This is a genomic window from Crocinitomix algicola (genome assembly GCF_001661595.2).
Classification (GTDB): domain Bacteria; phylum Bacteroidota; class Bacteroidia; order Flavobacteriales_D; family Crocinitomicaceae; genus Crocinitomix; species Crocinitomix algicola.
Map to the genome: position 1 here is coordinate 1 of NZ_LYPF02000030.1, position 16,153 is coordinate 16,153.

Genomic DNA, 16,153 nt, shown 5'->3' on the forward strand with positions numbered 1-16,153 from the left:
TTTCGTAAAACAAAAAAAACTCCCAGAAAATCTGAGAGGTTTTACTTTGGGTGGAAGATGGGTCTAGCAATGCAGGACCCATTATCTTCTGTTTGACCATCAAAGTAAAACCTTTACTCGTTCCTCGTAAAGTACTGTTTTTTTGATTTCCGCATCGCTTTTGAAAAGGGTTTTCAACGCTTCCGTAAAACAAAAAAACCTCCCAGAAAATCTGAGAGGTTTTACTTTGGGTGGAAGATGGGTCTCGAACCCACGACCTCCTGAACCACAACCAGGCGCTCTAACCAACTGAGCTACAACCACCATTTGTGTCTTTTATTTTGTTTGCCCTTTAAGTCGAATTACGTTAAGCACGAAATCAGACATATTCAGTAAACAACATTTTCAATTTTTACTAAAGCAAATCTTTTTTTGCTTCTCTTAAAAGGTCTCCCTTTTTCATTTGGGTTGGCAAATATAAATCATTTTTTAGAAATAAATTCCATTCAGATTAAAAAAAAATCAGAAAAAAATCTTATCACTTGAAACTCAATCGAGCAAAGAGCTTTTCAAGTCCATCCAACAGCTTTTTAAAGAGGTCAAAATAGAGCGTAATGATGAAAAATAGAGTCATTGACCATATCACCATAAGGTTTCCAGAAAATGTGCTTACATAAGTACCCATCATTCGTTTTCTCGGAGCATAAAAGTGAGCATTGAAGAAACTCACATCATAGGGGTCTAAATATATAGGGTCTGACTTTTGTACGAGCTGGTTTCCAGCAACAACGAGTTTATTTAAATCTGTCTTATTGGTTACAAATCGAGTTAAGGCATCGTTCGTGTAGGTATCTACCAATAATAAATACGCATCTTTACCATGCTCGTCAATATAATTCTTTGTAAGGTCATCAATGCGTTCTCTGTTACGATCAACAATCGAACGGTAATGTGATTTTAACGTTGCAAAAAAAGATTTTAGTTGATCATAAGTACCGTCACTATACGATGTGAAATTCAGTTGATCAACGCAATCATTACATTTAAGGTTTTGAATAAAGTTTTGTTCTCGTTCTATTTCGTGTTTTAAAACAGCGAATGAATGTTGTACATCATCTTTTCTTTCAACCTCGTTAATATTGGTTTTAATAAAATCTAATTGTGCCGCCATTTCTTGGAGCCAATAGTCTTTTTTCCACGTGGCAAAACTTTTATTTTTTTCCAATTGATAAAAGATTTTGCTGTGCTCATTATCCTTGTATTGGGTAACAGCAAGCGCTTCATATGCCCATCTGGAAGCCATTACATTTCCAATTAGTGGAACAGAACTTTGATTTCCAAACAAAGGGTGTAGCTTATCAAACTTAACAATCACACCGCTAAACAAAAGTTGAGGTATAATCAATATCGGAATTAAAATATAAATTACCTTAACTGAATTGAAAGAGGCCGAAACGTTAAGACCTAGCAAGTTAGCGAAACACGACAAGCTAAATAAAATCAACCAATAAGAGAGCCACATGCCTTTGATTTCTAGAATGTAATTTCCAACTATTACAAAAAGTAGCATTTGCACAGCCGAAATTATGAACATAATAGAAATCTTAGATATAAGATAAGAACCTCGGCTTAAATTCAGAAAGGACTCTCGTTTTAAGATTTTTTGGTCTTTTATTATTTCCTCTGCAGCTACAGTTAATCCAATAAATAGTGCAACAATTACAGCTATAAAAAGAAAAGGAGGAATATTTTGATTCTCATTGAAGGTATAAACACCATCTCCCGAAGAATTATAAAACTTAACAAAGAAAGACAAAACAAAAGCCAGTACAGGCGCTTCAAGGAGGTTGATTATCATGTACTGTTTGTTGGTCAGTTTTGATAATACATCACGTTTGAAAAAAACATAAAGCTGAACAAATATATTTGGCTTTTTAAATGTGCTCTCGGGCACATGTTCTTCATCTTTCTCTAATTGAATTCGATTTGGATCCTTCTCCAAGAGTTCCAAATAATGTTTGTTCCATTCTTTTGGCGATACCTTACGGTGCTGTGTTAATGTTCCGTATTCGTCTACAACTTTTGATTCAATGATATTAAAAATCTGCTCGGGGTTTACATTACCACAAACCGGGCATTCAGATTCGTTACTTTTGGCATGATTAATTAAATCCTTAAAGTACATTACTGCATCCACAGGATTTCCATTGTAAATCGGATATCCGCCCACGTCCAGAATCAGTAACTTATCAAACATCTTAAAAATATCGGAACTTGGTTGATGAATCACCACAAAAATCAGCTTACCTTTTAGAGCTAATTCTTTGAGTAAGTCCATGATGTTTTCAGAATCCCGAGATGAAAGGCCTGATGTTGGTTCATCCACAAACAAAACTGATGGTTCTCTGATAAGCTCTAATGCAATGTTCAATCGCTTCCTTTGACCACCAGAAATGGTTTTTTCAAGTGGGCTACCAACTTTTAATTCACGCGATTCATAAAGTCCTAATGATTTAAGAAGGGATAATACTTTTTTTGCTATTACACGATCGGGTAATTTGCCGAAGCATAACTTAGCGTTGTAAAAAAGGTTTTGATAGACCGTTAATTCCTCAATTAGTAAATCATCTTGAGAAACATAACCAATAACACCTTCAATTTCGTGTTTTTCGCTATGAATATCAATTCCGTTAATTGTCACTTGCCCTTCTGCCGGCGTATAATTTCCGTTAAGAACATTTAATAAGGTTGATTTTCCTGCACCGGAGCCTCCCATAATTCCAAGTAGAGAACCGGCTTCTTCAGCAAAATTAAAATTGTGAAGACCTATTTTTCCTCCTTTAAAACGGTAAACAACATCTTCGGCTTTAAAGACAATTTTTTGTTGTGTTTCATCGGATAAAAATTGTCCAATTATATCACTATAGTAGATTGGCGATACCTTGGAAGAACGAATAGAACTTCCTTGGTTTAAAATCATGTGACGGTTTGGACGGATGGGTTGACCATTAAGGTTTAAGGCACCGTTGCCCAAGTATTTAAAAAAGTGGAAATTGACACTTTCTATTTTTAAAACTCGTATTTCTCCTTCGATGTTTTCAGAATAGATGTGTTTCGCTTCTGAGAATTTTTCACTTGGATTTGCTGTAATGTACAACATCTGACTCGCGTCAATAACACGTTCAATTGGAGCCTCGACAAAATCTTTAATTTCGTCATATTCCTCCATTGTAACATTAAAGGTATCAGCAACAGTTACGGCAAATTCACGTTCCTGTTCAGCAACAACTTCATTGGCATTAATAAATTCCAAAATACGCACAAGCACAATCATTTTTTGGCTTTGCGTCAATTCTTCATTGATTTGCGTACAAATTCGAAGAACTTTAACAGAATGAACGGATGTTTTTTTTCTTTTCCCGTCTTTTTTCTTAGAGGTACCCTGATAGGCAATGAGGAATTCGTCAAAAACGCGTAGATACTCTTCAACGGTTGCCGAACCAAGCTCTTGACTTAAGAAGGCCTGAACGATTTTCCGCCCATTGCCTTTCGTGACTGGGTTTTTTTCGTCAATTTCTTCATCAACTCTCGCAATAATTGCAAAGAGTTGCATCAGAGCTTTTAGTATCCTTTGACTCATTCAGTGGGGCGGTTAAAATTTATTTTTGGAACCCCAATAATACGACAATACAGCCTGATACTTTTTTGTCTATATCTAGTTGAGCCTCGATGTAACAATCTAATGTATGATCGACTTTGAAATCCCAGTATGGTTTGTTGGCATAACCTTCGTTAGAAAATAACAAAGTTCTGTCTTTATCATATACATTAAAAATAACGTAATCATCCTTTATTCCTGCTGTAGTAGCTATGCGATAATTAGATCCTCCATAAAGGGTTACTTTAAATTCAGCCGCTTGTTCTGCATCTAAAAATGCCTTGTAAACCTGTCCATCTGAAATATAAATTTCTCCATCTTTAGCGTCGGCCATTAAGTGTTTATAACAAACATTAGCCAAAGAATCACATTCTTGCGCAAATCCAAAGCAAGAAATAAATAGTGTTGTAAGAATTATTAAACCTTTTTTCATTTTTTTATCCAATTAACGCTGTTCTGATAGCTTTGACTTTTTTAACAATATTGTCTAAAACTTTCCCTTCAATCTGCACTGATGATTTACTTCTAATATGTGTCTCGCAGTTTTTTTCATCAATCACCGGTTCTACATATTCGTAATTGAATTGAATTTCATCAAAGTCTGTTTTTAAGTCGGTAAGGTCTTCAATTAACTCTGTATATTCACCTTCCGCGTTAAAATCATTCAATAAATCAACGATTGTTTTTAGTGCTGTTTTTTGTTCTCCAATTCGATTGGCAACCTCTTGGTCTTTTGTTTTATCAAAAATTGAAGTCGCAAAATATAGTGATTCAATCCAGCCGCCTGTTAAAATTAGTGAAGCAACATCATGTTGTTCGTTGTCTTTTAGAAATTGGTCACCTTTGCGATAGCCCTCTGACATTATCACTAACATTGAGTCTTGGTTATTACCATTATCAATAAATCGTTGAACTAATTCACCATCAAATGCTCCTGCAATTCCTAATTCTGCCGATAGTTTGTCAACAGAGTTAAGGTAGGAAACGGCCTGCATATTTTTCTCATATACGGTCGCATATCCTAAGTCTGCCCCGTAGACACCCATGTTAACCGCGCGCTTGTATGTTGTTGTGAAATTCTCCACATTTTTCGGGTCTGTCAATAAGAGCTCATTGAAGACGTCATCTTGATTTTTTAACAAAGAAACCATTTGAATAGGAGAGGGAATACTGAATATTTTCCCATTGATATTTGAAGTCAACGACTGATCCTCTTCTAAAAACTTTTCGTCTACAACCACGAGCTCATTGGTGTCGGTTCCATCAGATTCACCATTGGTACCTTCACCGCTGCACGAAATCAGTGCAAAAAGCGATATTGTAGGCAAAAACAGTTTCTTAACAATTTTCATAGCACAATTTTAAATTCAAAACTAAAAAAATAATTCGATTATCTGAAATAATATCAGGAACTAAGCAAAGAAAAATGAAAATAAATAAATTGAGCGAATTTATTGGCTTCAGTAATCGCTCAGAGATATAGAATTAAATTAAATTTTAATTTTGTAAAAAAGAACTATAATGCGTGTAAGACCAAGAAGAAATAGAAAGTCAGATACCATAAGAAAAATGGTAGAAGAGACGCAGCTTAATGTTGCGAATTTGATTTATCCCATTTTTTTACAAGCTGAGGGTTTGCCTAAACATCCCATTCAGTCGTTGCCTGGACAATATCGATTAAATATTAACGATATGTTGAAAGAAATCGAAGAGTGTTTGAGTTTAGGTTTGACAAGTTTTGATATTTTTCCAGCAGTACCTGATCAACTCAAGGATACAACAGCGACCTACGGTTTAGATGCAGAAAACTTTTACTTAAATGCAATCCGAAAAATAAAAGAGAAGTTCCCTTCAGTGACAATTATGAGTGACGTTGCAATGGATCCGTATAGTTCAGACGGTCATGACGGTTTGGTGGAGAACGGAGAAATTTTGAATGATAAAACACTTGAAATTTTAGCAGAAATGGCTTTGGTGCAAGCTCAAGCAGGTGTTGATATTATTGGTCCTTCGGACATGATGGATGGTCGTGTTGGTATCATTCGTGATAAACTAGATAGTGCGGGGTATACCAATACATCTATTATGTCTTACACGGCTAAATATGCGAGTGCATATTACGGTCCGTTTCGAGATGCATTAGAGTCTGCACCTAAAGCGGGTGATAAAAAAACGTATCAAATGAATCCGGCAAACAAAAGAGAAGCATTGATTGAGGCCGATTTGGATGAAGTGGAGGGAGCAGACTTTTTAATGGTAAAACCTGCCTTGTGCTACCTGGATGTCATTCATTTATTGAAAGAAAACAGTAATTTACCCATTGCGGCTTATAATGTGAGCGGAGAGTACGCAATGCTAATGGCTGCCTGTGAAAAGGGATGGTTAAATTATGAATTGGCTATGGAAGAAATGTTGTTGAGTATACGACGCGCTGGAGCTGATGTAATTCTTTCTTATTTTGCCAAAGATTATGCACGACTGAAACAGTTGTAATTAATTGCCCACGGGCATGTAACGAATGCCTTGCTCATAGCCATCTATATGAATCATTGTTTCTTGTTTTTGGTAAGCCAAGTCGGTAATATCAAAAATTAATACTTCTTGTACTATTTCTCGACAATCATCCCCATTATTATCATGGTGCAAACGGACACTTCTTTTTGGGGGCAATGATTTAGTGACCATTCGGTGACCAATTAAGTTAAATTTGTGGGTAGTACATCCACCACTGTATTTAACATGAAGACTCAGAAGGTTTTTGGATAAGGTGACCTGTTCAATTGCTAACGGTGCAGAACTACCAAAAGCACGGAAGTCTTCGACTATTACTGCTTTAGGTGCGGTGATTTCAGGTTCTTGAATTTCCTGTAAAGTTTGTTTTTTGGCTACACACCCAATAAATATTAAACTTGTAACGATTATTGATGCAACTATTTTCATATTATTTATTTTTTTGTTCGAATAAGTAGTAGGCTTAAGATAAAAATGAAAAAAATACCGCCAATTAAAATATATTCAATTGGAAAGGAAATTTTCGGTTTTTCAGGCGGTAACATTAAACTTGGATTTGTTTTGGGAATGGTATCATTTCGTTCTTGCAACGTTTTTTCCTTAAGGACTTCATATTCAAAGCGCCAGTGTTTAGTGCGTGGAAATAAGCGTCTGAAAATTGGAATTTTATAGTTTTTATTACTGAGTTTTACTTTTACTTCTTTTAAGTGGTTGAGGATGTCTTTATCCCAAATGTTATAATGTCTTCCTAAACTATATGCATTATAGGCTTCGGCGAGTGAAATATGATGCTCCAATATTTGCCCCATTTCTTTTGCTGCACCGGCAATTATCGGATCATCATCGTGAATATGATGTATTAGTAATTTTAGTACGAAATCTAAATTGTTTAATGGTGTGATAATTTCTCGCTTAAATGTATCACTGTTTTTATTTCGATAAATTTTTAGTGTATCAACAGGCCAGTCTAAAATTGAATTTTCTTTGTGCCATTTGTTGTTTTGTTGCTCTGCTATGTACGCTTGTAAAATTTTATCAATGAAGTATATCTTAGATAACTCAAAAATACCAGGATTTGACCTGTGAATTTTTTCTATGCCTCGCTCATAATCTTTTTGAATGATATAAAGTACAATTTCTGACCACCAAAAATCATTTTCAGCGTTAAAATCAACATTTAGATTCTCGAAGTAATAAGCTGATAATTTTGTGTTTCCTGTTTGTAACGAAGTTTGAGCAAAATTGAGACTATCTTCTCTTGACCATTGTTTACGTGGTTTTCCTTCAAGTTGGTCCAGTATCATTTTTAAGGAATCACTATCGAATCCGCGTTGAAATTTGGTGAATTTGAACCATTGATTGTATTCCGTTCTGAACGGAGAAACCACACGGACAGTTTGTTCAACCGAATCGGTTTGTGCAAAAGAATTTGCCTGAAACAAGAATAAAAAGAGAAGGATAATGTTAATGTGCCTCATTGAAAACAAATTCTATAATATTTGCGCCCATTTTTAAGGCTTCACTTCTTTTTTCCGGACTGTCGCCGTGAACTTCTTCATCTTCCCAACCATCCCCTAAATCCGTTTCATAAGTGTAAAGACAAAGCAAACGCCCTTCGTGAATTATTCCAAATGCCTGACTATTATTGTCGTCGTGTTCGTGAATTTTAGGTAATCCTTTTGGGAACTTATACGTTTGATTAAAAATTGGATGATTATATGGGAGTTCGACTAATTCTAAGGCGGGAAATACTTTTTTTAATTCAATACGAATGAATTGATCCATACCATAATTATCATCAATATGTAAAAATCCACCACCTAAAAGATAGCTTCTAAGATTTTCAATATCGTCATTTGTAAATACAACATTTCCATGGCCTGTCATATGCACGAAAGGATAGTTGAAGATATCAGGGTCTTCAATCGAAACCGTTGCGATCTCGGTTGATATTGTTGTTCCTAAATTTTCATTACAGAATTCAACCAAATTTGGCAATGCGGTTGGATTGGCATACCAATCTCCACCACCTTTGTATTTGAGCACTGCAATTTGGTAGTTGCCATTTTGCGAGAGCCCTAAACAACTGGTGATTATAAGTGTGACTAGTGTTAGGATATAATGTTTACCGTATGACATGCTACAATTCCTGCTGTTTCTGTTCTTAATCTACTTTCCCCTAAGCTAACGGGTAAATAGCCGTTTTCTTTTGCTAAAATAATCTCTTCTTTGGTAAAATCACCCTCAGGCCCAATTAAAATTTCGACTTTTTTATCTGTTGGTAGCACAGTTTTCAAGGCAGTTTTATTTTCGTCATCTTCGCAATGCGCTATATATCGATGATGATTGCCTGAAGAATCGTTAAATACATGTTGAATTGGTACGAGATCATCTATCTGCGGTAAAAAATAATTACCTGATTGTTTTAACGCCGCTATAGCCCCTTTTCTAACTTTCTCAATATTGAGGTTTTTTCGTTCGGAGTTAGAGGTAATTACTGGACTGATTCGCTCAATACCAATTTCAATTACTTTTTCCACAAAAAAACTAAAACGATCCATGTTTTTAGTAGGAGCAATCACAATTCGCAGTTCTTGCTTCGGTTTTTGATGAGTTTTTGTAGCGTCGACTTGAAATTGGACTCTTTTTTTGTTGGGGTCAATAATCCGCCCTAGAGCCGACTGTCCTTTGCCGTCAATAAGCTTAATCTGCTCTTGCTCTTTAAGTCGTAACACCCTTATGGCATGGTTAGACTCTTCTTCAGATAAAAAACCTGATTCAATTTGCTCACAAAAAAATGTATGTTTCGCTGTAGACATAAATCAAAAATGTACTTTTGCAGTGCTAAAACCTTTTCAAAATGGTTAGAACAAAAATAACATTTTTATACAGTGAAGTAGCAGGATATTTTTTAGCCTGTGCGAATGAGTTATCACGTGTAGCAGATGTGTTAGTCGTAAGATGGCCGGTCAATAAAGAGGCTCCATTTCAATTAGAGGTTGATGAAAGAGTAAGAATTGTTGATAAATCAAATTATTCTGAAAAGGAACTTTTTGAATTGGTAAAGGATTTTAATCCTGAGATTGTTGTTTGTAGTGGTTGGATGGATAAACAATATTTAGAAATCACAAAGAAATTAGATAACTCTATTATAAAGGTGTTGTCATTGGATAATCATTGGGTGGGAAATGTCAAACAACAAGTTGCTCGTCTAATTTCACCAGTTTATTTAAAACGAATTTTTTCTCATGCATGGGTGCCTGGTTTGAAACAAGAAATATTTGCTAAAAAACTCGGGTTTGGAAATAATATTGTCAAAGGTTTCTATTGTGCAGATACACGCTTGTTTAAAGAAAAATACAATCAAAGTATCGAAAAAAAATCCGAGCTATTTCCTAAGCGATTTTTATATGTAGCGAGATATGTGAAGCATAAAGGCATATTTGAGATGTGGGAAGCCTTCAATGAGCTGCAAAAAGAAATGCCGAATGAATGGGAATTGTGGTGTTTAGGAACAGGTGATGAATGGGACAATAGAGTAGAAGGGGATAAAATAAAACATTTTGGATTTGTTCAGCCTAAGGATATGGATGAATTTGTAGAGAATACGGGTGTTTATATTTTACCGAGTGTATTTGAACCATGGGGAGTAAGTGTACAGGAGTTTGCAATTGCTGGGTTTCCGATGATTTTAAGTGATGCTATTGGGTCGAAAGAGGCATTCTTAAAAGACAATGGCTACTCATTCGAAGCAGGAAAGAAAGAGGAGCTGAAATCGGCGATGAAGAAAATGATTTTAGCTGCGGATATAGATTTAAAAGCGATGGCCTTTAAAAGTCATCAAATAGGGATGGAATACACTACAGAAATGTGGGTAGAGCGCTTAATGTCGTTAAAAAAATAGTAAGAAATGGAAATGGAAAAATTAATGATAAAGTTATGTATGACCAAGGATATTGGTGTACACGGTAACTTATTTGGAGGACATATGTTGGCATGGTTGGATGAAGCCGCGGCTACTTGGGCTTGTAGTGTTTGTAAAAATCCAAATATGGTTACCGCAAAAATCGATGAAATGGTTTTTGAACGTCCTGTAAAAAATGGAGAGCAGGTTATTATTTACGGTAAAGTAAAAAAGGTGGGTAAATCTTCACTCACCGTTTATGTTGAGGCGCGAAAGAAAGATTTTTATTCTGGGGAAGAGCAAACGGTATGTTCTACGATATTTATTTTTGTTCGTATCGACAATAACGGTCGTTCTATTGCCATTGACGATACGGTAAGGGAAAAATATGCTTATTTGAATTCGTAAGTTGGATAAATATTTAATCATACAAACCTCATTCATCGGTGATGTAATTCTTGCTACCTCATTGATTGAAACATTGGCTGAAGCAACAAATAATAAGGCTTCGATTGAAATACTCGTTCGCAAAGGAAATGAGCAATTACTTCAGAATCATCCACTAATTAGCAAGGTTCATATTTGGAATAAAAAAAATAAGAAATATAAAAATTTATTCCACCTGGTAAAAAAACTTAAACCAACGAAGTATAAAAGGGTATACAATTTGCAGCGCTTCGCATCTACTGGATATGTCACTTGGCAGTTAAATGCTGAGGTAAAAGTAGGGTATAATAAGAATCCGTTGTCTTTGTTTTTTGATCGAAAAATTGAGCATGAAATAGGGAATGGGGAGCATGAGATTCAGCGAAATTTTAAATTGATATCTGCCGATTTTCCACAGCAAAAGGCTGCTTTAAAGCCAAGACTTTATCCATCGGAATCGGATTTTCAGAAGATTGAGGAAATGTTGGGTAGCATTAAATCATATGTGGTTTTCGCTCCTGCTTCTGTATGGTTTACAAAACAAGCACCAAAAGAGAAGTGGATAGAATTAACGAAGCTGTATGCTCAAAATCAACATATTGTTTTTATTGGAGCACCTAGTGATAAAGCTTTTATTAATGAAATCATTTATGAGGCTAATGAAGCAAATTGCTTGAACGCAGCAGGAGCTATTTCTTTATTGCAATCTGCAGCACTTATAAAAGGTGCAAAACGCTCTTTTGTCAATGATTCAGCTCCATTACATCTTGCTTCAGCTATGAATGCACCGGTAACAGCCTTCTTTTGTTCAACAATTCCTTCCTTTGGTTTTGGTCCTTTATCAGATGATCAACGTATTATTGAAACGGAACTAAATTTAAAATGTAGACCCTGCGGTTTACATGGATTTAAAACTTGCCCCGAAACTCATTTTAAATGTGGAACGAGTCTTTTGATTGATTCTAAATACTGAGTTATTGAAACATATTACCCTACTCAACGTAACCTTAACATTACTAATTAAGGTCATTTTTTATAATGTATGAGATGTCACTGAAAATCAATTTAAAGGGTTGATAAATAAAATGTGGCATTTATTTAATGGAGATTATACGCAACAAATGAGTGCTACTGCTCAAAAACAAAGTGTATATTTACATAGAAATGAAACGTATGAGGTTAACTATTCTTGTCATCCTTTTATCATTGAATACTGATTCTTTTGGTCAGGTAGATTCCGCTTTGGTGAATAGAATTAATGTACTGCGTGAACTGTTCGAGAATACAAAATATGAACAGCTTGAATTTAAAGACACGAGTCTAGCGCTCCTGCGAAAAATATCAAAAGAAAAGAAAGGGAATCAATACCCCAGCAGATCTAATTATCTTAATTCGAGGGCAGAACAATTGAACAAAGATATAGGACTTGATTTTGCAGGGAGCTTTATCGAAAATTTCAATTTAGATCCTGTTCAAGATATCGAAGAAAACATTTCCTATCGCCGACGTGTTCAAGTGGGTATGCAATGGGATGTTCTCGACGGTGGATTATTGGAGAATAAGGTGAGGGCACAAATGATGAGAGACCAAGCTCATAGGGTAGAGCTTTTAAATACATTTGATCGTGAAAATCATGATTATTTGGAGCGGTTTGACCTCACAATTTTTGTCTTCAACCATTTTAAAATTAAATTGCTTGAAAAACGAGCGAATGTCTTGCGAAAGGAACAGCGTATTTTAAGAGAATTGGTTTATTTAAAAAGGATTCCGAAGGAGGAACTCCTAAAAATTGATATCAAGTTGTCAGAAGTTCAAAATTTGATGAGTATCTATGAAAGTTATAATCAATACCTCGGTTATGATATTAATCTGAGCCAATACACGTTAAATTCATTCCCCTTAATTGACTTAAATTATGAAGCTGTTTTTCATAGAATTGGCATTCAACCAGACTCCTTGCAAACACAATCTGACTATGTAGCGTATTTAAAATGGTATCACCAAATTGGTCTAAGACCATTTGTACGCTATAATTATTATGATATGGCTGCAAGTTTTGATCGGTCATATTTTTCCGCTGGATTAAATTTTACAGTGCCTTTAAACTTTGATACTGAACTCAACAATCAAGTTGAGCAAGAGCGTTGGGAATATGAAAATGATCGATTGGTTTATCAACAAAATAAGGTAACCGAGGATATAATGAACTCCGCTTATGATTTTAGACACCAGATGAAACAATTTATGGACCGCTATCAACGCAGAAAATTAACAAATGAACGTTTGAGAGTTGAACGAACAAAATTAAGGTTAAGTCAATCATCTTTAGATCCAATTAATGGTTTAGCTTTAAATGACGAATTGTATGAGGCGGATATCGATTTGTTTGAGTCATTACAAAGTTTATACTTGAAAGCCTTAAAAATTCAGTCCAAAATTCCTGGTACTTCAATTGATCAAATCATTAAGCGAAAAACACTTAACGAGAATTACTCTTACACCACCACACCTAAAAGATCCGTTTATATCTGGTCGAAGACTTTTGAAGATTATCCGAGTGATTTTTTAGCGGAGTATGCGGTGTATAATGAGTTTGAAAAAGTTATTGTTGCTGCAAGTGATGTCTCTAATTCGCGCCAAAAAGACGCCTTTTTTCAATATGCCCTACAAAATAGTGCTGTTTATTTTATGTTGGGAAATAATAAGCTTTTTTACAATAAAGACATCAAAAGTTATTTGAGTAAAGTATTGGATAATCACAAAACAATCGCTCCAAATGGTATTCATTTAGACATCGAACCGCACACCTTTGAAGATTGGCCAGAAAATAGAGATGAATTACTAAAAAGCTATTTGAATTTGGTCAAGGAGGTGAAATCATTTTGTGATACTAATAACCTGAAACTTGAAATTTCCGTACCAAAGCATTACGACCTTAATATTATGCAACAACTGTATGAAATTGTCGATAAAGTTTATTTTATGTGTTATGAGAATGTCGATACGGATTTTTTAGTTCGTAAATTAAGACCATACGCAGATCAATACCCTAATAAAACAGTAATTGCTCTCCGAACAGAAGATTTTGAAGACCGTTTAAGCATGGAGAATAAAGTTGAAGATTTACAAAGAGAATTAGGATTAGGCGAATTTGCCTATCACGATTTACAGCGCTTAATTCGTTTTGATAAACAAGGAAATGAATAGATGAAAAGCTTAAATTTTAAACGTAAAGAAAACGCTCAGTTGAGATATATTGAGGAGCAAATGACTGGTAAACGCTCAAAAAGGGTGAACTGGGATAGAATTGTATACCTTACCATTTTGGCACTAGTGGTGTTTTTTGTTTTGCGTTATTTTTATCTCAATAGCTTTTATATTACCGCAAATGGTCAAGTTATTTTTGATAATGTGAATGTTTCTAGCACTGAAGATATGCGGATTGAACGCTATTATCACAAAGAAGGAGAGACGATTAAAAAAGGGGACACGTTATTTATTTACTCCATCCAAGATTCTGATTTAGCAGAATTAGGAAATAGTTCTAGCAATGGCGTTTCTTGGACAGACAAAGAATTATATTCACTGCAGAAAAGTATTGATTTGAATAATTCAAAAATAGCGGGTGATCGTGCTTTACTGAAATCTTATAAAGGACAGTTGAGACAATTGGAAAATGATGCGATACTTGGAGCAGCATCTGATCGCGATATCAATAATATGAAGTATCAAATAAGCCGAGTGGAAACTTCGATACAATTAACTAAATCAGAAACGGATGTTTTAAGAAAACAACTTAAAACAATGCAATCTAAAATGTCAGAAATTGCCGATTCAGAGACAGGAGAATTTGCTGATTTTAGTCCGTTTAGAGCTTTTGTTTCCCCGATTGATGGATACATTGCAAATCTATATATGGAACCTCACGAAGTGGCCTTCAAAAGTCAAATTGTTCTTAAAATATATCAGTCTGATTCTGTGTTTGTAAAAGGGTATTTTGAGCAAGAAGATTTAAAATATGTAAATGTTGGGGACAAAGTGGATGTTTTATTTCCTGATGGATCAGAAAGTGAAGGAATAATTAACCGATTTTATTCTTCTACCGTATTAATTCCTGAAGAATTTCAGAAAAAATACGAGCCAGCAAAAAGAACCATTGCCGTTGATGTTGTGCCAGCCAAAGGAGCAAATTTGGATTTGTGGAAACGATACTATAAATTAAGTGTTAAATTAGAGAAAAGGACATTTTAATGAAGCGGAGCACAACAAATATTGGAGAAATTGGAACAACTATTGAAGTCGGTGACTATAACTTTTTGTTCATAAGAAACATGAGCGCAACGGCTGTCGAAGAGCTACAACATCACGCCGCTGTTGTTATTGAGGCGGTGAACCAAGATTATGTGCGCATGGTGGCAACCAGTATTCGAGCAAACCCCAGTCCAGATATTTATTTAAAGCCAATATTTCTATTAAAAAAAGACGCCTCAGAAACGCCACTTATTGATGTCTTAGCAGATGATTCGGTTAAAAATTTGTCAGAATTAGAAAGTTTACTGCCTTTGGTGGGCAGAATCGCGTCGCGTTCTCAAGAATTAACATTTATTAATTCCATTTCGTTTGAAGCACAGTTGATTACAAAAATAATCTCCCTTCTTTATGTTCGAGAATTAAAGGTCATAGAGCCTGTTCCATACACTTATTCTAATATTTGTTATTACTATCCATTATTGTCCGTTAATTTCGATCATGTGGACGAATATATGGCGCTTGAAATTTTAAATATTGGTGAAGAAGATGGAATTTTCAGGTCGGAATTTGTAGATCGAGTTTACCTCTGTTCAACCTGTTCAAGCGGCCACTTAAGTTACCGAGAAGTTTGTCCAAAATGTAGTAGCTCTGATACTACACCAGATGATGTAATCCATCATTTTCCATGTGGATACGTGGGACCAATGAAAGACTTCTCAAACCAAATTGATGATAAATTAGACTGTCCTAAGTGTAACAAAAGATTGAGACATATTGGGGTTGATTATGATAAACCATCCATTATCCATGAATGTAATAATTGTAATCACAGCTTTCAAGACTTTTATGTCAATGCCAAATGTTTATCGTGTGGTGATGATCGTTCTGTTGAAACGCTAAAAGCAACAGATATTCGCCGATATCATTTAACTAAAAAAGGTGAGTTGTCAGCTGTTAAAGGGTTGATCACCACCACTAAAGACATCGATGAGGTTATTGGTACAATTAAGTTTGATACGTTTAAAACCATGTTGAAATATGAGATTGAACGTTTAAAACAAACCGAAGGAAGTAGTAATATATGTGCAATCCATATCACAAACTCTTCTCACGTTTACTCTAGGTTAGGAAGTGAATTACAGAGAGGATTACTAAAGGATTTGGTGACCGTAATTCGTGGGAATATAAGAACGGCTGATGTAATAGCTTTTCAAAGTTCATCAACTATTGTGCTTTCTATGAGTGATTTGCCTGCTAAAATCGGGAAAAGAATTCTAAATGCAATTCCCGAATTATTACATGATTTAATTAAAACACGATTTGACGATCTTGATGTTCATTTTGAGTGTCGATTAGTGCAGCTTGATTATACAAAGTCTGACGAAGTGCATTTACAGGAATTATTGGAAGGATACTTTTAACCA

At 35.1% G+C, this 16,153-nt stretch carries 14 protein-coding genes and 1 tRNA gene; 7 read left to right on the forward strand and 8 right to left on the reverse strand.

Annotation, left to right across the window (positions count from 1 at the left end; genetic code table 11):
- Positions 1-228: 228 nt before the first annotated feature.
- From A8143_RS15750 to A8143_RS15765, 4 genes are all read right to left on the reverse strand, one after another.
- Positions 229-304, reverse strand: a tRNA-His gene (locus A8143_RS15750).
- Between the two features lie 213 nt (positions 305-517).
- Positions 518-3,619: an ATP-binding cassette domain-containing protein gene (locus A8143_RS15755; protein WP_066759872.1), complete on the reverse strand. Its 3,102-nt coding sequence runs from the start codon at positions 3,617-3,619 to the stop codon at positions 518-520.
- 19 nt (positions 3,620-3,638) lie between these two features.
- Positions 3,639-4,070: a hypothetical protein gene (locus A8143_RS15760; RefSeq protein ID WP_139134400.1), complete on the reverse strand. Its 432-nt coding sequence runs from the start codon at positions 4,068-4,070 to the stop codon at positions 3,639-3,641.
- Positions 4,071-4,074: 4 nt separating this feature from the next.
- Positions 4,075-4,989, reverse strand: a complete 915-nt coding sequence (locus A8143_RS15765; protein ID WP_066759878.1) for a hypothetical protein — start codon at positions 4,987-4,989, stop codon at positions 4,075-4,077.
- Positions 4,990-5,158: 169 nt separating this feature from the next.
- On the opposite strand from A8143_RS15765, the gene hemB reads away from it, so the two are divergent.
- The gene (gene hemB / locus A8143_RS15770; RefSeq protein WP_066759879.1) at positions 5,159-6,130 is read left to right on the forward strand and encodes a porphobilinogen synthase; all 972 of its coding nucleotides are present in this window, start codon (positions 5,159-5,161) and stop codon (positions 6,128-6,130) included.
- Here hemB and A8143_RS15775 read toward each other — a convergent pair whose 3' ends face one another.
- The 4 genes from A8143_RS15775 to A8143_RS15790 are packed head-to-tail and all read right to left on the reverse strand — an operon-like array spanning position 6,131 to position 8,967.
- A complete protein-coding gene (locus tag A8143_RS15775) occupies positions 6,131-6,577 on the reverse strand; it encodes a hypothetical protein (RefSeq protein WP_066759880.1) in 447 nt (148 codons plus the stop codon).
- Between the two features lie 5 nt (positions 6,578-6,582).
- The gene (locus A8143_RS15780; protein ID WP_066759881.1) at positions 6,583-7,626 is read right to left on the reverse strand and encodes a hypothetical protein; all 1,044 of its coding nucleotides are present in this window, start codon (positions 7,624-7,626) and stop codon (positions 6,583-6,585) included.
- A complete protein-coding gene (locus A8143_RS15785) occupies positions 7,613-8,287 on the reverse strand; it encodes a DUF4159 domain-containing protein (protein WP_066759882.1) in 675 nt (224 codons plus the stop codon). The genes A8143_RS15780 and A8143_RS15785 overlap by 14 nt, the downstream gene beginning before the upstream one ends.
- The gene (locus A8143_RS15790; protein WP_066759884.1) at positions 8,260-8,967 is read right to left on the reverse strand and encodes an RsmE family RNA methyltransferase; all 708 of its coding nucleotides are present in this window, start codon (positions 8,965-8,967) and stop codon (positions 8,260-8,262) included. Before A8143_RS15790 ends, A8143_RS15785 begins: the two co-directional genes overlap by 28 nt.
- Positions 8,968-9,008: 41 nt before the next feature.
- Here A8143_RS15790 and A8143_RS15795 point away from each other — a divergent pair, with 41 nt between their 5' ends.
- The 6 genes from A8143_RS15795 (at position 9,009) to A8143_RS15820 (ending at position 16,150) form a co-directional block, all read left to right on the forward strand.
- Entirely contained in the window at positions 9,009-10,052 is a 1,044-nt protein-coding gene (locus tag A8143_RS15795; RefSeq protein WP_066759886.1) for a glycosyltransferase family 4 protein, read from the forward strand.
- 6 nt (positions 10,053-10,058) lie between these two features.
- Entirely contained in the window at positions 10,059-10,460 is a 402-nt protein-coding gene (locus A8143_RS15800; RefSeq protein WP_066759888.1) for an acyl-CoA thioesterase, read from the forward strand.
- A gap of 1 nt (position 10,461) precedes the next feature.
- Positions 10,462-11,451, forward strand: coding sequence for a glycosyltransferase family 9 protein (locus tag A8143_RS15805; protein ID WP_066759889.1), 990 nt, complete (start codon positions 10,462-10,464; stop codon positions 11,449-11,451).
- A 200-nt stretch (positions 11,452-11,651) separates the two neighbouring features.
- Positions 11,652-13,685 (forward strand): TolC family protein, encoded by a 2,034-nt coding sequence (locus A8143_RS15810; protein WP_139134401.1) that lies wholly within the window; start codon positions 11,652-11,654, stop codon positions 13,683-13,685.
- Positions 13,686-14,729, forward strand: a complete 1,044-nt coding sequence (locus tag A8143_RS15815) for an HlyD family secretion protein (RefSeq protein ID WP_066759893.1) — start codon at positions 13,686-13,688, stop codon at positions 14,727-14,729.
- Positions 14,729-16,150 carry a TackOD1 domain-containing metal-binding protein gene (locus tag A8143_RS15820; protein WP_066759895.1) on the forward strand — a complete coding sequence of 474 codons (1,422 nt, stop codon included), beginning with the start codon at positions 14,729-14,731 and terminating at the stop codon, positions 16,148-16,150. The genes A8143_RS15815 and A8143_RS15820 overlap by 1 nt, the downstream gene beginning before the upstream one ends.
- Positions 16,151-16,153: the final 3 nt, after the last annotated feature.